The 18,748-nt window shown below is 60.9% G+C and carries 16 protein-coding genes; 8 read left to right on the top strand and 8 right to left on the bottom strand.

From position 1 onward, the window contains the following. Positions 1-21: 21 nt before the first annotated feature. Positions 22-1,950 carry a DUF3604 domain-containing protein gene (locus ACO07N_RS13440; RefSeq protein ID WP_421981503.1) on the bottom strand — a complete coding sequence of 643 codons (1,929 nt, stop codon included), beginning with the start codon at positions 1,948-1,950 and terminating at the stop codon, positions 22-24. Positions 1,951-2,174: 224 nt separating this feature from the next. Here ACO07N_RS13440 and ACO07N_RS13435 point away from each other — a divergent pair, with 224 nt between their 5' ends. The 7 genes from ACO07N_RS13435 (at position 2,175) to ACO07N_RS13405 (ending at position 10,533) form a co-directional block, all read left to right on the top strand. Next, complete coding sequence (locus ACO07N_RS13435) at positions 2,175-2,567, top strand: YciI family protein (RefSeq protein ID WP_421981502.1); 393 nt, start codon at positions 2,175-2,177, stop codon at positions 2,565-2,567. Then, positions 2,536-3,777, top strand: a complete 1,242-nt coding sequence (locus ACO07N_RS13430) for an RNA polymerase sigma factor (protein ID WP_421981501.1) — start codon at positions 2,536-2,538, stop codon at positions 3,775-3,777. Before ACO07N_RS13435 ends, ACO07N_RS13430 begins: the two co-directional genes overlap by 32 nt. A gap of 119 nt (positions 3,778-3,896) precedes the next feature. Further along, entirely contained in the window at positions 3,897-4,280 is a 384-nt protein-coding gene (locus ACO07N_RS13425; RefSeq protein ID WP_421981500.1) for a VOC family protein, read from the top strand. A 96-nt stretch (positions 4,281-4,376) separates the two neighbouring features. After that, the gene (locus ACO07N_RS13420) at positions 4,377-4,784 is read left to right on the top strand and encodes an MAPEG family protein (protein ID WP_421981499.1); all 408 of its coding nucleotides are present in this window, start codon (positions 4,377-4,379) and stop codon (positions 4,782-4,784) included. A 1,001-nt stretch (positions 4,785-5,785) separates the two neighbouring features. Next, positions 5,786-6,493, top strand: a complete 708-nt coding sequence (locus tag ACO07N_RS13415; protein WP_421981498.1) for a response regulator — start codon at positions 5,786-5,788, stop codon at positions 6,491-6,493. Positions 6,494-6,505: 12 nt separating this feature from the next. Next, entirely contained in the window at positions 6,506-8,131 is a 1,626-nt protein-coding gene (locus ACO07N_RS13410) for a sensor histidine kinase (RefSeq protein WP_421981497.1), read from the top strand. Positions 8,132-8,232: 101 nt separating this feature from the next. Then, a complete protein-coding gene (locus ACO07N_RS13405; RefSeq protein WP_421981496.1) occupies positions 8,233-10,533 on the top strand; it encodes a spermidine synthase in 2,301 nt (766 codons plus the stop codon). A 123-nt stretch (positions 10,534-10,656) separates the two neighbouring features. Here ACO07N_RS13405 and ACO07N_RS13400 read toward each other — a convergent pair whose 3' ends face one another. From ACO07N_RS13400 to cysG, 5 genes are all read right to left on the bottom strand, one after another. Further along, positions 10,657-11,190: a DUF934 domain-containing protein gene (locus tag ACO07N_RS13400; RefSeq protein ID WP_421981495.1), complete on the bottom strand. Its 534-nt coding sequence runs from the start codon at positions 11,188-11,190 to the stop codon at positions 10,657-10,659. Positions 11,191-11,223: 33 nt separating this feature from the next. Further along, positions 11,224-11,985 (bottom strand): phosphoadenylyl-sulfate reductase, encoded by a 762-nt coding sequence (locus ACO07N_RS13395; RefSeq protein WP_421981494.1) that lies wholly within the window; start codon positions 11,983-11,985, stop codon positions 11,224-11,226. After that, positions 11,972-13,630, bottom strand: coding sequence for a nitrite/sulfite reductase (locus ACO07N_RS13390; protein ID WP_421981493.1), 1,659 nt, complete (start codon positions 13,628-13,630; stop codon positions 11,972-11,974). The genes ACO07N_RS13395 and ACO07N_RS13390 overlap by 14 nt, the downstream gene beginning before the upstream one ends. A gap of 67 nt (positions 13,631-13,697) precedes the next feature. After that, the gene (locus ACO07N_RS13385) at positions 13,698-13,997 is read right to left on the bottom strand and encodes a DUF2849 domain-containing protein (protein WP_421981492.1); all 300 of its coding nucleotides are present in this window, start codon (positions 13,995-13,997) and stop codon (positions 13,698-13,700) included. 18 nt (positions 13,998-14,015) lie between these two features. Further along, complete coding sequence (cysG, locus tag ACO07N_RS13380; protein ID WP_421981491.1) at positions 14,016-15,479, bottom strand: siroheme synthase CysG; 1,464 nt, start codon at positions 15,477-15,479, stop codon at positions 14,016-14,018. Between the two features lie 275 nt (positions 15,480-15,754). Between cysG and ACO07N_RS13375 the strand changes: the two genes are divergently transcribed. Continuing rightward, a complete protein-coding gene (locus ACO07N_RS13375; RefSeq protein ID WP_421981490.1) occupies positions 15,755-16,267 on the top strand; it encodes an invasion associated locus B family protein in 513 nt (170 codons plus the stop codon). Between the two features lie 70 nt (positions 16,268-16,337). Here ACO07N_RS13375 and ACO07N_RS13370 read toward each other — a convergent pair whose 3' ends face one another. Both ACO07N_RS13370 and ACO07N_RS13365 read right to left on the bottom strand, forming a co-directional pair. Further along, on the bottom strand, positions 16,338-16,868 hold the full coding sequence (locus ACO07N_RS13370) for a hypothetical protein (protein WP_421981489.1): 531 nt from the start codon (positions 16,866-16,868) through the stop codon (positions 16,338-16,340). A 578-nt stretch (positions 16,869-17,446) separates the two neighbouring features. After that, positions 17,447-18,613, bottom strand: coding sequence for an acetyl-CoA acetyltransferase (locus ACO07N_RS13365; RefSeq protein ID WP_421981488.1), 1,167 nt, complete (start codon positions 18,611-18,613; stop codon positions 17,447-17,449). Between the last annotated feature and the right edge of the window lie 135 nt (positions 18,614-18,748).

Raw genomic sequence — 18,748 nt, 5'->3', positions numbered from 1 at the left:
CCAGGCCCGGCTGCTGCATGATCACGATTCCGGCGTGAACCAGATCGGAGAGGTGTAGGCCCGTTCCTGCTGCGCCGTCGGTGCGCCTTCGGGGATGCCGACACCGTAGCGGAATGCATCGTAGACGTACCAGGGCGGTGTCGGGATCTCCAGGACACGGGCATAGTAGAAGGCCCGCTCGGCCGGATCGAAATCCGGATCGGTCCAGATCGTCGCCAATTCCGAGGCCCCAATCGAGTTGGTCCAGCTTGCGCTCGCAACGTCGACGGTGTTGCCGACGGGAGGCAGCTTGCCGTCGCTTCCCGGCTGGCGGTCATCCGACCAGGCCACGTCATAGACCTTTTCCTGCGTGTTGCCGTCGGCATCCAGCCAGCCCTTGACGATCTGGATCCGGTCGAGGTTCGCCCCGACCGCGTCGCGCAGCGCATAGACCATGAAGGACGGTGCCTCCGCCGCGTCCGGTTTCGGCATCAGGTCGCCGCCCATGGGCACGCCCTTGCGATATCCGAGCAAGGCCGGATTGCGGGTCTGCATGTCCTGGTCGGTGAATTCCCAGCCGCCGAACAGACGCACCATGATGCGCGGACCGGTCGTTGCATAGACTTCCTTGCGCTGCATCGCGTCGAAGATGGATTCGCGCGTGTTTTCTTCCGCCCACACGCCCGTGATGCCGGACGACACCATCTGCCAGGCAAAAAGCTCGCCGTTCTCGGTCTTCACGAACGGGTGGGTCATGCGTTCCGGCGAGGGCTCGTAGCCGGTGTGCTTGCCGAAGAAGTTTTCCTCCTCGAACGTCGCCAGTCCCGTGTGACTGTCGGTGGCGCCGGAAAAGCCGAACTTGTAAGGGTTCGTTCCGAATTTTTCCTCGAGCAGGAAGCCGTTCTTGAGTGCTTCGCGCGCGTATTCGCCCGCAAGCATGTCGTTGGTCTTCGCGGTGGACAGGTCGAGATTGCCGGCATCCCAGTTGTAGTAGTCCGCAAACTCGTCGTTCGGGGACAGGAACGGATGCGCCTCACCATCCCCTTTGATCTGGGTGATCTCGTAAAGCGGCTCCCACTTGGCGCGCTTTTCTACATAACCCTGGTCCAGCGCCTTGCCTGTGAACTGCTTGTCGATCGGGAACATGACGCCGTTGGAGAGGTTGCCGTTATGCGCCAGCGCAAGCACGGCACCGTTGGTCCTCTCCTCGTAAGTCTGCATCCACTCGTAGAGATCGAGCGGATCGGGACTTCCGAAGGGCGGTGTCATGGTGAAGGGCACGACCTGCCCGGCCCTTTCCGCTCCATCGCGGAAAATCACGTTGCGGTGCAGGTTGTTGCCCTTGTCGAGCGAGGTCCATTCGAAACCGATCAGAGCCGAAAACCGCCCCGGTTCGTTGAAGGCGTCCGCCGTTCTGACATTGTCAGACCAGATTGATGCAAACCGGCGCGCGCCCGGCTGGTACTGGGCAAAGAGCTCCGGGTTGACCTGACCCTGGCTGAACTGCGTGATCAGGTCGAGGGTCGCGGCCACCGCTTCCTGTCCGCCGGCCCTGTAGCCCTCCGACCACTTTCGGCCCTGCTCGTATTTGGTCACGTTCGGCGAGGCGTCCAGGATGTCCGTGATCAGGCCCATACCGTCCGAGTGTTCGGTAATCACGAGCCAGTCCAGGGGCCGGTAAAGGCGCACAGGCTGCCCGGATGACGCGGTGATTTCCTCGCCGCGCGCAAAGCGCCAGGCCTGTTCCTGCGTCAGCCGCGCACCGAACCCGCCCGCATCCATGGATTGACCCGTATGCAAATGCGTGTCGCCCCACAGCGGATGCTCCGGAAAGTTGCGGCCCGCATATGGCGAATAGGCTTCGCCGGGGTAAACGTCCTGGAGTTGGTCCTCGTTGACGTCGAACTCCTGCGCCGAGGGCACTGAAGCCACGGAAAAGCAGGCCAGAATTGCAAGGGTAGCGGTACGCATCGAAGTTCTCCCACAAAGAACGCTGCGGAAAGTAATGCATATTCCTTGGGGTTGGAGAACCTTGCAAATTTTAGCGATGTAATTGAGTAACATCGCTTTTTTCGTTTTGCAGGCCAGTTTTCCCTCGCTTTGCCGCAGACAATTTTCTTAATCGCCTGGTGTCGGATATGCTCGGGCCGGAACGTTCCTCGGTCATCGATCCCATAACCCCGGAGACCAAAAAGATGCTGTTTTCCGTGCTGATTTATGCCAGCGAAGATATCATGGATGCCGTTTCGCCGGAGGAGCATGCCGAGATCATGAGCCACCATCGCGCCTTTCACGAACACACCAAGACGAGCAAAAGCTTTGCAGCCGCAACCAAGCTGATGTCGACCGGGACCGCCGTGACCGTCAACAAGGAGAACGACGGCTACCTGGTGACCGACGGCCCGTTCGCGGAGACGAAGGAGCAGTTCATGGGATTTTATCTCATCGATTGCGCATCGCTCGAAGACGCCATCGACACGGTGAAACTGCTGCCTCTCGAATATGGTCGGGTCGAGGTGCGTCCGGTGGAATATTTCGAGGGAGCCGATTTCAAGAATGGCGAACGCCTGGTTATCGACGCATCTTAGGGCGGCCCGCCCGCGCGCGCTGGCGGCCCTGAACCGGGTCCTTGGCGATATCGATCTTGCAGAAGACGCCTTTCAGGAGGCCTCGCTCAAGGCACACAGAACGTGGCAGCGGGACGCGCTCCCCAAAGATCCGACCGCGTGGCTGATCGTTGCCGGCCGGAATGCCGGCATAGATGCCCTTCGCAAGAAGCGGCGCGAAACCCTGGCTTCGCCGGAAGATCTGGAGGCTCACTACGACGATGCGAATCCGGAAGACGAGCTGACGGCATCGCTGGACCGTTCGGTTTACAGGGATGAGTTCCTGAGGTTGCTTTTTACCTGCTGCCACCCTGTTCTGCGGCGGGACCAGCAGATTGCTCTTGCCTTGAAGATCGTTGCCGGACTGTCGGTCGACGAGATCGCGCGGGCCTTTCTCATACAGCCCAAGACGATGGAGCAACGGATCACGCGTGCGAAAAAACGTCTGCAAGCTGCAAAACTCCGCTACGAGGAACCGGATGAAAAAGGCCGCGCCGAGCGGTTTTCAGCCGTCGCCAACGCAGTCTATCTTCTGTTCAACGAGGGCTACTCTGCCTCGAAGGGGTCTTCGCTCATTCGGGTCACCTTGTGCGAGGAAGCCATTCGCCTTTCACGCCTTCTCGTCCGCCTCTATCCGGAAGAACCCGAGTTGCGCGGGCTTCTGGCGCTCTGCCTCATCCAGCATTCCCGCCGGCACGCGCGCATATCAGACGACGGGGCGGCGATCACGCTCGAACATCAGGACCGGACCAAGTGGGATCGACGAAACATTGCCGAAGGCACGGTTCTCCTGGAAGCCGCCCTGCGCAAGGGAACTCCCGGACCTCTCCAGATCGAAGCCGCCATTGCGGCAACCCATGCACGTTCGCCCAGTTACGAGGAAACCGACTGGCTGGAACTGGACCGGCTCTACCGCGCTCTGGAAATCATCCATCCGTCGCCTGTCGTGTCACTGAACCGCACGGTCGTCATCGCAAGACTGCAAGGCCCGGATGCAGCACTCGCACTTCTGGACCAACTCGTGGTTCCGCTTGAACGATATGCCGGATTTTTTGCCGTAAAGGCGTCTTTTCTGCGTGACACCGGCCGTCTGAAAGAAGCGCAACTGACATACCAAAGGGCCCTTGATCTCGCGGGAACCGATACCGAGAAGCGCCATCTTGAAAACCGGCTCAGCGATCTTCTTAGATAATCGCCCGGTGCGATTTTCCACTTTGTTTTTTGTCTTCCCCTGTCGGATCTGACAAGTCTCCCGCGTCCTCCGATCACCTGGCCCGTCCAGGCAGATCATGAACCTTGAGGATGGAAGACATGAGCAATCCGATGCAAACCCATGGCGCATTCAGCTGGATGGAACTTCACAGCGGTGACGGCGCAAAGGCGAAGGAATTTTACACCGGTCTCCTCGGCTGGGGCCTGGAAGACATGGAAATGCCGGGCATGACCTACACGGTCATTGCAAACGGCGATGACAAGATCGGCGGATTTCCGCCCATGGCAGCCGAGGCGCCGCGCTGGTTGCCCTACGTCACCGTGGATGATGTGGATGCACGGGTGGAAAAGGCCAAGGCACTGGGCGCGACCATTGCCGGAGACCCCATGACCGTTCCCGGTGTCGGGCGGATGGCAACGCTGATCGATCCGGTCGGCGGGGTCATCGCGCTCATCACCTATGAAGCACCGGCCGAGAGCTGATCCCCGACAAGATCTTTTCAGACAGCCGGCGGTGCGCCTGCGTTGTGCAACCGCCGGCCGTATCCTCCGATGCTCCAGAAATGGGAGAGCCCAACAATGGAAATCATTTCCGCGCTGCCCGTCACAATCGTTTTCGTTGCCGTTTTCGCACTGATACAGATCCCGATGACAGTCGCCGTCGGACTTCGCAGGCTCCAGACCGACGTCCAGTTCATGGACGGCGGCGACAGTGTCCTGCTTCAGCGGATGCGCGCGCATGGGAACTTCACCGAGACCGTGCCGATCGCCCTGCTCGCGATGGCGGCTGCGGAACTTGCCGGTGCACCGCACATGCTGCTGTGGGCCGGCGGGACCGCGCTCCTGCTCGGACGTCTTGTCCACTATGCAACGATCGTCACCACGGGGTTCGGCATTGGACGTGCGATCGGCATGCTTCTGACCCTGTCGTCGCTCGTCCTGTTTCCGGGCTTCGTGCTGCTCAAGACCACCGGCCTTGCCGCCTGAGCACCGCGTTGCAGACCAGCGCCTGTGCCGGAACCGGCACCGGCTGCCTGCAATCCATTGCTGTCCGGTTTAGAAAGTAACGTCGAACTTATGTCGTTGAGAAAGCGGCATAGTTCCGTGCGGCGCCAAATCGGGATACGGAATTGTTCCCCCGATTTGTCGTCCCGGTTTGCCGTGAAAGCGGCAAGACCGGGACCCAGTACCCTTTGCGGCCGGAGACTGAAACAAGACGGAAAGTCCGGTGGTTACTGGGTTCCGGCCTTCCGCTGCGCTTCAGCCGGAATGACAAGCTCATAGGCTGAGATCACGTCGCTGGATCAATTCCGAGTTAAACCGGACAGCAGTGCCTGCAATCCCGGCATGACAGTCCGCGATGCCGAAACTGCGCAAAATCTGCACAGGGACTGATACCGGACTGCAAGGGTCTCCGGCAAAAGGGCTAGGGTACGGACTCATAAATGAGACTGAAATGGCATGGGAAATGGCGAGATCCCGTTAGGAAGGGTGTGCGGAGCGGGCTTTCTGCCCGGTCAAGCACGCTGACAACACGGGGTGAAGCCATTTCCATGTCCTTCGGATTTGACCGGATCGCGCCTCCCCGGCGTCGCGAAAGGCTCGAAAATGAAACACATTTCCTGCGCTTCCGCTCCTTGAGGAGAAGCGATCCGCCTCAAACCATTTCGGTCTCATTTATGGGTCCGTACCCTAGAGTCCCTCTTGTCAGGAGAACAATTCAGATGCCTTTCCTTGTGCGTTTCTTGCCAGCCAGGATCAGCCGGTTGATGCGAATGCCGCCGGATACCGTCCGCAATCCCTCCCGCAGCACGCTTTTGTTCATGACGGCTAGGGTCGACACCTCGCTGCCCCGTTCCTTGCGCAGAGACGGCTGGTGGCTGGAAACATGAAACGGCCCCGGTTGTTTTTTAACTCCCTGCGTTGATAGTCATATACGCAGACACATCCGCACCCTGTGCGGGAACTCTCACGTCCGGACCGGTCCATTGCAGTCAAAAACCATTCTTGTCGTCGATGATGATCCGAATATCCGCGAGGTGATCTGCTTCGCGCTCCAAAAGGCATCCTATCACCACGAGATCGCGACCGACGGCAAGGACGCGCTCGACAAGGCAGCACTTCATGCCCCCGCTCTGATCATCCTGGACATCGGGTTGCCGGAGATGGACGGCCTGGACGTGTGCCGGGAGATCAGGAAAAGATCCGAAGTGCCGATCCTGTTCCTGTCGGCGCGCGACGATGAAATCGACCGGATCATCGGGCTCGAACTCGGAGCCGACGACTACGTCACCAAACCTTTCAGTCCGAGGGAACTGATTGCAAGGGTCGGCGTCATCCTGAAGCGGTACGGGGCGCCGCAGACGGCCCACGCAGCGGAGACCCCTCTGCGCAAACACGGCCTTCTTGCGCTGGAAAAGGAAGAACGGCAGGTCCGGGTCCAGGACACCGAGATCAGCCTGACGGCCATCGAGTTTGAAATCCTGTCCGCGCTGATGGACCGGCCCAAGATTGTCTATTCGCGGGAACGTATTCTGGAGAAGGCCTACAAGGACAATATTCACGTTTCGGATCGTACGATCGACAGTCATATTCGCAACATCCGCGCCAAGCTTGCCGCGGCCGGATGCGGCGATGCCATCGAGACGGTGCATGGTGTAGGTTTCCGGCTCGGCCCCTGTGAAGACACCAGCTGACCCTGAAACCGGATGAAAATTTCCAGCTCATTCCGCGACCGTTGGCGCCCCTCCATCAGCTTGGTCATAGCGATGGTGCTCGCGATCATGCTGCTGGTCCCTCTCGCGGGGATCGTGTTTTTCCGTGTCTACGAAAATCAGCTGATCCAGACCACGGAAGGCGAACTCATCGCCCAGTCTGCCGCAATCGCGGCGATCACGGCGCAATATCTGAAGCAGCATGGCGGCGACACGCTTCCCCTTGGCCCGGTCGCCCGTCCCCCCTCGCCCTATTCGACGGACCCGCTGTCCCTGGTTGTCAGCAGTAGATACGAGACGCAGCCTGCGGGAGGCTGGACGCCGCAATTGCCGGTTCTCGATCTCAACAAGACCGCCGTGCTGCCGTCCCGTCCCGATCCGCGCGCTTCCGAGCATGAGATCCATCCGGCCCATGAGGCGGCGGGCAAGGCTGTCGGACAGGTGCTGAGGGACACACAGAAACTGACGCTTGCCGGTTTCAGGGTGCTCGATCAGAACGGGACAATCATTGCCGGACGGGACGACACCGGGCTTTCGCTTGCGCATGTTGCGGAGGTCAAGAACGCAATGGCCGGCCGGTATTCGAGCGTCCTGCGCGAACGCGTTGTCCAGAACCCGCAGCCGATCTATTCCATCAGCCGGGGCACCAGCGTGCGCGTGTTTGCCGCTCTGCCGATCCTGATCGACAACCGCGTCGCGGGTATCGTCTACGCCTCGCGCACACCGAGCAATATCCTCAGGGAAATGTTCCTCAAATGGGAAACCGTCGTTCTGGTTCTGGCATTCGTGCTGAGCGCGACATTCGTGGTTGGTTTCATTTTCGCACGCGGGATCGCGGGCCCGATCAAGGCGCTCACGGACCGCTCTCTGAAAATCGGCCGCGGCGACCGCGAGGCCCTGAAACCGCTGCGCATCCACGGCAACCGGGAGATCCATGCGCTGTCGACCAGCATGCTGGAAACCTCGCGAAAACTGTTTGACCGGAACGAATACATCAACACCTTCGCCAACCACGTGACCCATGAACTGAAGACCCCGCTGACCGCGATCCAGGGGGCGGCGGAACTGCTAGGGGACGGCGGGAATGAGTTGGACGTCGCCGAACGGGAAAGATTTCTTCGAAACATTCTGGCGGACACTGAGCGCGCCTCCAGGCTGCTGAACCGGCTCAGGGAACTGGCACGTGCGGACAGCGTGGAAATCGGAGGCACGAGCCGGCTATCGGAGGTTCTGGACGAGATCCGAAGCCGGTTCAGGCGGATAACGATCGAAGCGGATGGCGACTGCGCGATCCCCATGTCCGCGGAAAACGCCTGGATCGTGTTTGAAAACATGATCGACAATTCCGTCCGGCACGGTGCCGACCGGGTCATGTTTTCAGCCCAGGGGACGGCAAACGGCCTGTCTTTGATGATTTCGGACAATGGAGACGGCGTTTCGGAAGGAAACCGAGACCAGATATTCGACCTCTTCTTCACGACGCGCCGGGACAGCGGCGGCACGGGAATGGGTCTCGGCATCATCCAGGCTCTGCTCAAGGCCCACAACGCGTCGATCGCACTGGTTCCGCGCGATGGCGGTGCCTGCTTCGAAATCGACTTTCCGCACACGCGGACGTGACTGAAACCACGCATGTTTCCTTATTCTTAAGCACGTCTTTTATGCGTTGCTTAACTCGGCCTTCGTAGTCTCCACCCGAGTATCTTTGTGGGGAAGACACGATGCAACAGACGCAGCAAACTTCGCTCGCGGCGAACGAAGGTGGTCAATTCGGCGTTGCCATTCCGGTTCTGCAGGTTTTTGCGGGCACCCTTTTCCTGAGCGCTTTCCTGTTGTTTTCGGTCCAGCCGTTCTTTTCCAAGCTGGTCCTGCCGAAGCTTGGCGGGTCCCCCGGCGTATGGTCCGTCGCCATGGTCTTCTTCCAGAGCGTTCTGCTCCTCGGATACACCTATGCGCATTTGCTGACCCGTTACCTCAAGACCAAACATGCGATCATCGTGCACACGCTGGTGCTGCTGTCCGCCTGCCTGTTCCTGCCGCTTGGTATTGCCAGCGGCTGGGATACACCGCCTGCCGAATACCAGGAGATCTGGCTGCTGGGCCTGTTCGCCGTTTCCGTCGGCCTGCCGTTTTTCGCGGTCTCCGCAAATGCACCCCTGCTGCAGGCCTGGTTCACGCAAACCGGCCACAAGCACGCATCCGATCCGTACTTCCTCTACGGCGCAAGCAATATCGGCAGTTTCGCCTCGCTCTATCTCTACATCTTAGTCCTGGAACCGGCGCTCAAGCTCGGCACCCAGTCCCTGTTGTGGACGGCGGGATATTTCGGCCTCGTGATCGCGATCCTGTTGTGTGCTGCCGCGGTCCTTCGCCGGCCGCAAGCTGCAGCGGCCGGCCAGCCGGGTGACAAGGACAGGGACGAGCCATCCCCGGCAACGCCGATTTCGGCAAAGCAGATTTTCGTCTATCTCGGTCTCGCCGCTGTTCCCTCGGCCCTGACGATTGCGCTTACGGCACATATCGCGGTGGACATCGCCTCCGCACCCTTCATGTGGGTGGTGCCGCTGTCGCTGTTCCTGCTGACCTTCGTCATCGCGTTCAAAACCAAGCCGCTGATTTCCGTCGAGTTTCTTTCGAACATCCTGCCGTTTGCCGCGATCCTGGCCACCGCCGTGATCTTCCTGCCCAAGATCCTGCCGCTGACATTCGGTCTGGGCGCCAATCTGCTGATCTATTTCATTACGGTGCTCTACTGCCATGCGCGGCTCTACCAGCTGCGCCCGCCTGCGAACCAGCTGACCGCGTTCTATCTGTGGATGTCGGTCGGGGGCGTTCTCGGCGGCATCTTCGCAGGCCTGATTGCACCGAACGTCTTCAACTGGGTCGCAGAATATCCGATGCTGATGCTGACAGCGCTCTTCCTGCTGCCGCTCAAGAATGGTGCCACGGCCAATTCCGTGTTGAAGACCGTCCTTTTCGGTGCCGCGCTGACCCTTCTGTTCTGGATCGGCCTCACGCGCGGCTGGATTCCCGAGGTCGAAGGCCATGAAGTCGTCATGGTGTCGATCATCGCCCTTGTGGCGCTTGCCGCACTGGCTCAGCTGAAGTGGCAGTCCATCTCGCATGTCCTGCTGATCCTGACCGTCCCGCTGGTGCTGGTGCTTCAACTTCACCCGAGCGTCGTTCACACCGAGCGGTCGTTTTTCGGCGTGGTGAAGGTCAAGGACACGGATGACGGCACGTACCGCCGCATGGTTCACGGCACGACCGTGCACGGCAGCATCGCAATGAGCGCTTTCGATCCGGAAATCGGCGAAGGCTCGCCGGAACCGCTCGCCTACTATCACGAGACGGGCGAGATGGCGGCAACGCTTCGCGCCGCACGCGCATCCGCCGGCGGCGATCTCGGTCATGTCGGCATTGTCGGGCTCGGGACGGGCAGCTTCCTGTGCCACCGCGCCCCCGGCGAAACCTGGACTGTCTACGAGATCGACAAGTCGGTGATCGATGTCGCTTCAAATCCGTCCTATTTCCGGTTCATCTCCGACTGCGGCCCCGACACGAAGATGGTTCTGGGTGATGCCCGGCTCACGCTGGAGGCGGAACCGGACAGCAAGTTCGACTACCTCCTGATCGATGCATTCTCGTCCGACTCCATCCCGGTGCACCTGATGACCCGCGAGGCCATCGATCTGTTCTTCTCGAAAATCGGGGAAAACGGCCTGCTGGCAATGCATATCTCCAACAGATACCTGGAACTGGCGAGCGTGCTGGCCGCCATTGCGGAGCTGGACGGATACGAGATCCGGTTCGCCTCCTACAAGCCGGGAGACCGCCAGGAGAGGCCTGATCAGGTCTTCGCATCGAACGTCATGGTGTTTGCGCGGGACGAAGCCGACCTCGGTCCGCTGCTCGACAACGAGAGATGGGAAACCGTTGCCTCGGACGGAACCGCACCGTGGACGGACGATTATTCCAACATCGTCGGCGCCATCATCAGACACGAATTCAACAAGGACTGACGCGCAAAAGGCCCGGCCACAGCGAGCTGCAACCGGGCCTTCCACCAGAAAAAGCCGGCGAAGGAAACGGGACGCGTTGTTTCCGCGACGCCGGGCTCCAGGGTCAGGACCCTAAACCGGCGCCTACTCGGCTGCGACGGCGACGTCTCTGAAGGAGCGGCGTGCCCAGGGGCGCGTACCGACCGGTATTTCGTCGACCGTACCTACAGGCTGAAGATACTTGGTCACTTCCGGCCATTCGCCTGCTTTCAGCGCTTTCAATACTTCCGGCTTGGAAATCTCGAACGAGGACACACCGCAGCGGCGCGCCAGCGGCACCTGGTCGAGGATGTACTTTCCGGCGGCGCGAATGTCGCCCTGGTACCCGATCTGCTCACGCAGGACACGCGCTGCCGAAAACCCGCGCCCATCCGCGAAACTCGGAAAGTCCACGGCAACATAGGCCAACCGGCCGAGATACGGCGCGATCTGTTCCACGTCGTCACCGGCTTCGACAAGAACGGCCGTTTCGGCGTCGCGGCTCAGATAGTCTTCCGCCGCTTCCAGAAACAGGCTCTGCGGTACCTGCGCATCGCCGGCAACAGCGGTGCCGGTCTCGGCATCCACCCTGGTCCAGGTCTCTTCGACGAACTCGCCGTCTTTGTAAATCGTGGTCATGTTCTGCGTCCTCGGTTTCAGTAAAGGCAGCGGTCAGATGCCGCTGCCGTCGATTTCCTTGCCATGGGTTGGCCAGTGAATGCCGCATTCGGTCTTGTCCTGTCCGCGCCAGCGGCCGGCCCGCGGATCTTCGCCTGCGGCCACCTTGCTCGTGCAGGGCAGACAGCCGATGGACGGATAGCCCTGCGCGACGAGTGGATGGGGCGGCAATTCATGGGTCCGGGCGTAGTCGAGCACCTCGGCGGCAGACCAGTCGGCCAGCGGGTTGACCTTCACCCGCCCGGCTTCGATCTCGAAGTGTTCCAGACCTGCCCGCGTTGAACTCTGGTGACGCTTGCGACCGGAGATCCAGGCCTCGAAGCCGCCAAGGGCCCGTTCCAGCGGCACGACCTTGCGGATATGGCAGCAGGCGTCCGTATCGGACATCCAAAGCATTCCCGCAGGGTCCTTTTCCGCGAGGTCTTCCCGGGTCGGCTTGAAGGTACGCACGTCCGTCAGGCCCAGCTTTTCGATCAGCTCTTCGCGATACAGCAGCGTTGCCGGGAAAAGCTTCACCGTGTCGATGAAGAGCACCGGCGTCGACGGATCAATCTGGGCGACCATGTGCAGAAGCACGGCCGAGTCGGCACCAAAGCTGGAGACCATGGCGATGTCACCGGCAAACTGGTGCCGGATCGCGCCCATCAGGATCTCCTGCGCCGAGGTATCCTCGTACTGGGAATTCAGTGCGGCAACTTCCGCCTGCAGTCCCAGTTCAGGATCCACGCCCAGAGAGAAGGTCTCATGCAGCGCCATAAAGGGCCTCCTTGAACGGCGCCTCCCCAACCCGGCGATACGCCTCCAGGAAGGTTTCCTCGTTCCCGGACCGCAGTCCGAGATAGGTATCGACAAGGTTTTCGATCGCGTCGACAACTTCTTCGGATGAAAATCCGCGCCCGACGATTTCGCCGATGGACGCATTTTCATTGGCGGAACCGCCGAGGGTCACCTGGTAGAATTCCTCGCCCTTCTTCTCCAGGCCGAGGATGCCGATATGGCCGACGTGGTGATGGCCGCAGGCGTTGATGCAGCCGGAGATCTTGATCTTCAGCTCGCCGATTTCCGCCTGACGTTCCGCCGTGCCGAAACGCTCCGAAATACGCTGAGCGACGGGGATGGAGCGTGCGGTGGCCAGAGCGCAATAGTCCATTCCCGGACATGCGATGATGTCGGTGATGAGACCGGCATTGCCTTCGGCGATCTCTGCGGCCGCAAGCCTGTCGTAGATTGCGGGCACATCCTCCAGCTTCACATGGGGCAGAATGACGTTCTGCTCATGGCTGATACGGATTTCGTCGTGACCGTATTGTTCGGCAAGGTCCGCGATCACTTCCATCTGTGCATCGGACGCATCTCCCGGGATACCGCCGATCGGCTTCATGGACAGCGTCACGGACGTATAGCCCGGTACCCGGTGCGGATTCAGGTTATGCTTCAGGAACTGGGCGAACGCGGCATCGGTTTCACGTCGCGCTTCAACCGCGGCCGAGACAACCGGGCCGACTTCGAGCGGCGGCGGCGCAAAATATGTCTCGATGCGACGGACTTCCTCGTCCGGAAGACGCAGGACGCCGAAGCGGATCTTTTCAAATTCCGCCTCGATATCCGCCTTCAGTTCCTCAAGGCCCGTTTCGTGCACGAGGATCTTGATCCGCGCCTTGTACTTGTTGTCGCGCCGGCCGTAGCGGTTGTAGACGCGCAGGATCGCTTCGGAATAGGCCAGCAGGTCTTCCTCGGGCAGGAAGTCGCGCACCTTGCGGCCGATCATGGGCGTGCGGCCAAGGCCGCCGCCGACATAGACGACGAAACCGATCTCGCCGTCATCGTTCCGAGCCAGCTGCAGACCGATGTCATGCACCTGCACCGCGGCACGGTCATTCGGTGCTCCGGTGATCGCGATCTTGAACTTGCGGGGCAGGAACGAGAACTCCGGATGCAGCGACGACCACTGCCGCAGGATCTCGGCATAGGGACGCGGGTCGGCAATCTCGTCCGCGGCCGCTCCGGCAAAATGATCTGCCGTTACGTTGCGGATGCAGTTCCCGGACGTCTGGATGGCGTGCATTTCGACTTCCGCAAGCTCTTCCAGGATCTTCGGCGTGTCTTCGAGCTTGGGCCAGTTGAACTGAATGTTCTGGCGCGTCGTGAAGTGGCCATAGCCCTTGTCATAGGTCCGGGCAATGTGGGCCAGCTTGCGCATCTGACGGCCGTTCAGTGTTCCATAGGGGATTGCGACCCGGAGCATGTAGGCATGGAGCTGGAGATAGAGCCCGTTCATGAGCCGGAGCGGCTTGAACTCCTCCTCGGACAGTTCGCCTGCCAGACGGCGGCGGACCTGGTCCTTGAACTGTTCGGTGCGTTGGTTGACAAAGCTCGCGTCAAATTCATCGTAGCGGTACATCGGTCATCTCTCCTGTCGGGCGCTGCCGGTATGCTTCCTGCCGGCGCTGCCCTGATCGCTTTTCCGTTCAGGCGGAAACCGCCTGGGCCTGTTTGCCGAAGTGCGGATGGGTGGTCGGTCCGGCGGCGCGAATGCGCTCACGCAGGCGGACGGGAACAAGCACGCCGTCTTCCAGCGTCACGTCCATCTCGTAGACGCCGACAACTTCCTGGTCCTTTTCGGCCTGCTGCCCGATCGCCAAACCCTCGGCGGCCTGATCCTTGCCCTCGAAAGTGCGGGCCAGCGTGACGCGCTCGACCCAGTTGCCGTTTTCCCCGAGCCAGACAACGTCGCCGTTCAAGAGACGATTGGCGGTGATGACCTTCATTTCGACTACTCTCTTTCGTCAGGCGACCGCCGCGTGCGCAACTTCAAGCGGCGCCAGCGGTTCAGCCTTGTTCAGCGCGGCGTGGCCGACGGCCTCGCCAATGACAACGAGGACCGGGCCCTCGACTTCCGCCCGGTTGGACAGGACAGCGAGCTCGGAAAGGGATCCGGCAAACAGGCGTTCGTCGGCGTGTGCCGCATTTTCGACAACCGCGACCGGGGTCTCGGGACGAAGGCCCGCGCCGATCATCTTGTCGGCAACCGCGGCGGCAACAGTCCGGCCCATGTAGACGGCAACGGTCGCGCCCTTGAGGGCAAGCCCGGCCCAGTCGGGCAGTGTCTCGGACTTGGCGTTGTGCCCGGTCGCAAAGACGAGGTTGGAGGCAACGCCGCGCAGGGTCAGCGGGATCTGGGCCGAGGCCGCGGCGGCGAAGGCTGCAGTCACGCCCGGCACGATCTCAAATCCGATCCCGCCTGCGCGGAGTGCCTCCATTTCCTCTGCTGCCCGGCCGAAGATCATCGGATCTCCCGCCTTGAGGCGCACGACTTTCAGACCCTTGCCGCCCAGTTCCGCAAGCAACTCGCAGATCTCGGATTGCGGCACGGAGTGCGCGCCCTTGCGCTTGCCCACCGAAATGCGTTCCGCGTCGCGCCGGCCCATGGCGACAACGCTCGCGGGGACGAGGGCGTCGTGCACGATGACATCCGCTTCCTGAAGAAGCCGCTGTGCCCGCAAGGTCAGAAGATCTTCGGCACCGGGACCGGCGCCGACCAGCCACACAAATCCCGGCTCGTCCGCCATGCCGTTCAGGAGGCGCTGCGCCTCGGCACGTGCGACCTCAGGCTTGCCGGCATAAAGGTTCGTTGCGACTGACCCGGAGAAAAACCGCGCCCAGAAATTCCGGCGCAGGGCGCCGTCGGCGATCACTTTTGTCGCCGCATCGCGGAAGCTCTCCGCAAGCCGTGCCAGTTGACCGGTCGCGCGCGGCAGCATTGCCTCGATGCGCGCCCGGATATGCCTGGACAGGACCGGACCGACGCCTGTCGAGGTGATGGCGACGGCAATCGGCGCCCGGTTCACCAGCGCGCCGGTGAAGAAATCACAGAGCTCGGGTTTGTCGACGGCATTGACGGGCACACCCATGATCCGGGCCGCATCGACAACGGCCTTGTCGAGATCCCAGTCCTCGCGTGCCGAAAAAACCAGGGCGGCACCCGTCAGGTGCGCCGGCCGGAAGTCCTCGGCGATGTGCTCTGCCTGGAACAGTTCAATCGCTTCGTGGAGGTCGGGCTCAATCTCCTTGCCGATGACGACGATTGCCGCATTGGTCTCGCCGAGCAGACGCACCTTTGCCGCTGCTTCGCCGCCATGCCCGACCACAAGCACGCGCCGTTCCGCGACTTTCACGAACGCGGGGAACACATCGAGCCGGTATTCGAGCTTTTTCAGTGTTTTCACAATGTCACCGCGGCGGCTGGCCATCCTTCAGGGTCTCCAATCCCAGTTTGATGGCTCTAATGTAATTTGCCGATCTAAGAAGTTCCGGGCACCTGTTTTCAAAGCTCAGCGCGGATGAGGAATAGTTTTTTCCAGACGCGGCGAATGACCGATTCCGGTTCCGGCCGGGGTGCAATTTACGGTATCCATTGAAAAAAATGCCGCGAAGCCGCATCATGCCGCATCGACTCGTCGTGGGGGACCTGTCACCGGCAGACTTGATTGCCTGAGCGCCAGACGCACAGACATATGAAGGCCTCATGACTTCCCTGAAGAAATCCCTTCCGGCTGCATTCCTTTTCTGCCTGCTCGGCTTTTCCGTTTCCGCGACCGCACAGGACGCGACCCAAAAATCAGACAAGGATGTTCTCTGGCAAACGCGCTGCGTTGGAGCATCCCGAACGTCCGACGCTCTTATTTGCGAATCCTCACAGAGCGTCCGGGCCCAGGAAAACGGCCGGTTGCTCCTCAAGGTCGACATCATCTACCCGGCAAACAAGGCGGCCCCGGTCCTGCAGATGGTGCTGCCGCTCGGAATTCACATTCCCGGGCAGGTCAAGCTGTCGGTCGATGGCACAGCCATGGGCGATTTTGCGGTCGGCAGCTGCAACACGCAGGGGTGTTTTCTTTCCGCGCCGGCGTCACCCGGCATGATCGATGCCATGAAGGCGGGGATGAAACTCAAGGTGGACTATGCACCGATGGCGGGAAAGCGGCAGGCGATCGAGATTCCCCTGACCGGGTTCAGCCGCGCGATGGCGGCAATCCAGTAGAGCGGCGGAAGTTGAAAGGCGGTTCGTCACGCTGTCCCGGCTCTGACCCGGGCCGGCGTGACGCGGCTGTTCAATTCCCGTTTCTGTAGGCCTTGATCGTGTCCAGGAGACGGTGGCTGTCCGTTTTCAGGCACCAGGCCGCGATCAGCACATGGGTTGGTCCGGCCGACTTTCGCGATGCCTTGAGTGCCTTCTGGGAGAGCGAGAACGGGTAGGACCTGGCGTATTTCCTGCGCAGGGTCAGCGACACGTACTCCCCCTTGCGCACGACATTGCTGATCTCGCTCCACGGAATCCAAACATTTCCGGCCCTAAAATCGGCAAAACCCTCCGCGTTTATCCGCACGGGTGCGCCCCAGGGGACGAAGCACCTGTAGAGCGCGAAAAAGAAGAAGAAGAAAGACGCGGGCAACAAAAAGTACGACAAACCATGGAAGCGGTGGCCGTAGTAGCCACTGGGTTCCGTCGTCAGTGCCCACAATGACGTGGCGACAAGACCGACACAAACAACAAGCAGCCCGATCAATCGCGCCCAATCCCGTTTGATCCGGGTTTCGCCGTTTGCCGGCAGTGCCACATCGTCGGCCGACTGATCGGTCATATCTTGCAGAGGCCCGTGTCCCTGTTTCGGTTCGCCATCTCCTACACGCTGGCATGTTCAGCACAGTTTTCCAACAATCAATGCAGCGCGGGTCGGGTTTGGTCCGGTTCGCGAAGAAGTCGGGGCTTGCAAGGCGATTTCGTGCTCATGGAGCTGTCCATCCGGCTTGAGCGAGGCGGAAGGCCGTTGTCCGACAATTGCTTGCTTCCCGTTTTTCACCGTGATCAGACCGAGCACCGGGCTCTCCGGTCCCGGCTCGCGCTGCGCTCGGCCGGGATGACGACAAAGAGGGTTTACCAGGGCCTCATCAGATCCAACGTGCTCATTCTGAGGGAGGCGGGACCAATGCCAGGACGAGAAAGGGGTGACATCTGCGTTTTCCAATCGCGCCTTCGTCATCCCGGACGCAGCAACGCGGAGATCCGGGATCGGAGAGGCACCGAGTTGATGACCAATCCGGGAAACACTGTCTTGGCCCAACCTGGAACAAGTCGGGCCATGACCGACGGACGCCTGCGATCGCAGACAAAAAAGCCGGCGGGGGCCGCCGGCTCTTTTTGCTGGAGGTCTATCGGTGCCTAGCGCATGGCCTGCATCACCGAAACGAAGTTGGCGACTGCGGCGCCGCCCATGTTGAAGATGCCGCCGATTTCCGCGTCCTTGACCTGGATGTCGCCGGCCGTGCCGGTGAGTTGCATGGCGGTCAGGACATGCATGGAAACGCCGGTTGCGCCAATCGGATGGCCCTTTGATTTCAGGCCGCCGGACGGGTTGACCGGGAGCTTGCCGTCCATCTCGGTCCAGCCTTCCAGAATGGCCCTGGCGCCCTCGCCTTCCGAAGTAAGGCCCATGGCTTCGTATTCAAGCAGTTCGGCAATGGTGAAACAATCATGGGTCTCGACGAAAGACAGATCGTCGAGGGCCAGATTGGCATCGCCCAGCGCTTCGCCCCAGGCCCTGGAGCAGCCCTCGAATTTCAAGATATCCCGGCGCGACATCGGCAGGAAGTCCTGCACATGCGCCATGCCGCGGAAGGCAACCGCCTTTTTCATGCCGAGCGCCGTCGCCGGATCGGTCAGGACAAGCGCCGCGGCACCGTCGGAGACGAGCGAGCAGTCCGTCCGTTTCAGCGGACCGGCCACGAACGGGTTCTTTTCGCTTTCCGCACGGCAGAACTCGAAGCCGAGATCCTTGCGCATCTGGGCATAGGGGTTGCCGGTGCCGTTCTTGTGGTTTTTCGCGGCAATCTTCGCAAGAGCATCGGACTGGTCGCCGAATTTCTGGAAATAGGCGTCGGCGATCTTGCCGAAGACACCGGCGAAACCCGCCGGTATGTCGCCCTCTTCCTTCAGATAGGAGGCTTTCAGAAGGTTCTTGCCGATCTCGGGACCGGGCGTTGTCGTCATCTGCTCCACGCCGACAACAAGGACGATGCGCGCATCGCCGGAGGCAATCGCGCGAACGCCCTGATGAACGGCTGCCGAACCTGTCGCACAGGCGTTTTCGACACGCGTCGCCGGCTTGAAGCGCAGGGCCGGATCGGCCTGAAGCACCAGCGAGGCTGTAAAGTCCTGGGCCGAAAAGCCTGCATTGAAATGGCCAAGCAGGATTTCGTCGACGTCTTCAGGTCCGATGCCAGCGTCGTGAATGGCGTCGACCGCCACCTTGACGATCATGCTTTCAACGGTTTCTTCCGCATGCTTGCCGAAGGGCATATGCGCCCACCCAACCATTGCCGCCGTCATGAGATTTCCTCCAAATGAATCCAGTCGCCGAAAAGCGCCCCGCAGCCGTTTCGAGTGCGGCGGACAGCCTTTCCCTTACCATATGGGAACTTCGCTGCACCGGACACTCCCAGCTTCAAACACGTATTGCAACAA

Source organism: Roseibium sp. (assembly GCF_965229775.1).
In the GTDB taxonomy this organism is placed as follows: Bacteria; Pseudomonadota; Alphaproteobacteria; order Rhizobiales; family Stappiaceae; genus Roseibium.
This window is presented reverse-complemented; position numbering and strand designations above follow the sequence as displayed.

Excerpts from the sequence above, each read along its gene's own strand:
- ACO07N_RS13420 (WP_421981499.1), top strand. The coding sequence starts at position 4,377 with ATGGAAATCATTTCCGCGCTGCCCGTCACAATCGTTTTCGTTGCCGTT.
- ACO07N_RS13370 (WP_421981489.1), bottom strand. The coding sequence starts at position 16,868 with ATGACCGATCAGTCGGCCGACGATGTGGCACTGCCGGCAAACGGCGAA.
- ACO07N_RS13395 (WP_421981494.1), bottom strand. The coding sequence starts at position 11,985 with ATGGCGCTGCATGAGACCTTCTCTCTGGGCGTGGATCCTGAACTGGGA.
- ACO07N_RS13430 (WP_421981501.1), top strand. The coding sequence starts at position 2,536 with ATGGCGAACGCCTGGTTATCGACGCATCTTAGGGCGGCCCGCCCGCGC.
- ACO07N_RS13410 (WP_421981497.1), top strand. The coding sequence starts at position 6,506 with ATGAAAATTTCCAGCTCATTCCGCGACCGTTGGCGCCCCTCCATCAGC.
- ACO07N_RS13385 (WP_421981492.1), bottom strand. The coding sequence starts at position 13,997 with ATGAAGGTCATCACCGCCAATCGTCTCTTGAACGGCGACGTTGTCTGG.
- cysG (WP_421981491.1), bottom strand. The coding sequence starts at position 15,479 with ATGGCCAGCCGCCGCGGTGACATTGTGAAAACACTGAAAAAGCTCGAA.
- ACO07N_RS13440 (WP_421981503.1), bottom strand. The coding sequence starts at position 1,950 with ATGCGTACCGCTACCCTTGCAATTCTGGCCTGCTTTTCCGTGGCTTCA.
- ACO07N_RS13405 (WP_421981496.1), top strand. The coding sequence starts at position 8,233 with ATGCAACAGACGCAGCAAACTTCGCTCGCGGCGAACGAAGGTGGTCAA.
- ACO07N_RS13435 (WP_421981502.1), top strand. The coding sequence starts at position 2,175 with ATGCTGTTTTCCGTGCTGATTTATGCCAGCGAAGATATCATGGATGCC.
- ACO07N_RS13365 (WP_421981488.1), bottom strand. The coding sequence starts at position 18,613 with ATGACGGCGGCAATGGTTGGGTGGGCGCATATGCCCTTCGGCAAGCAT.
- ACO07N_RS13375 (WP_421981490.1), top strand. The coding sequence starts at position 15,755 with ATGACTTCCCTGAAGAAATCCCTTCCGGCTGCATTCCTTTTCTGCCTG.
- ACO07N_RS13390 (WP_421981493.1), bottom strand. The coding sequence starts at position 13,630 with ATGTACCGCTACGATGAATTTGACGCGAGCTTTGTCAACCAACGCACC.
- ACO07N_RS13400 (WP_421981495.1), bottom strand. The coding sequence starts at position 11,190 with ATGACCACGATTTACAAAGACGGCGAGTTCGTCGAAGAGACCTGGACC.
- ACO07N_RS13425 (WP_421981500.1), top strand. The coding sequence starts at position 3,897 with ATGAGCAATCCGATGCAAACCCATGGCGCATTCAGCTGGATGGAACTT.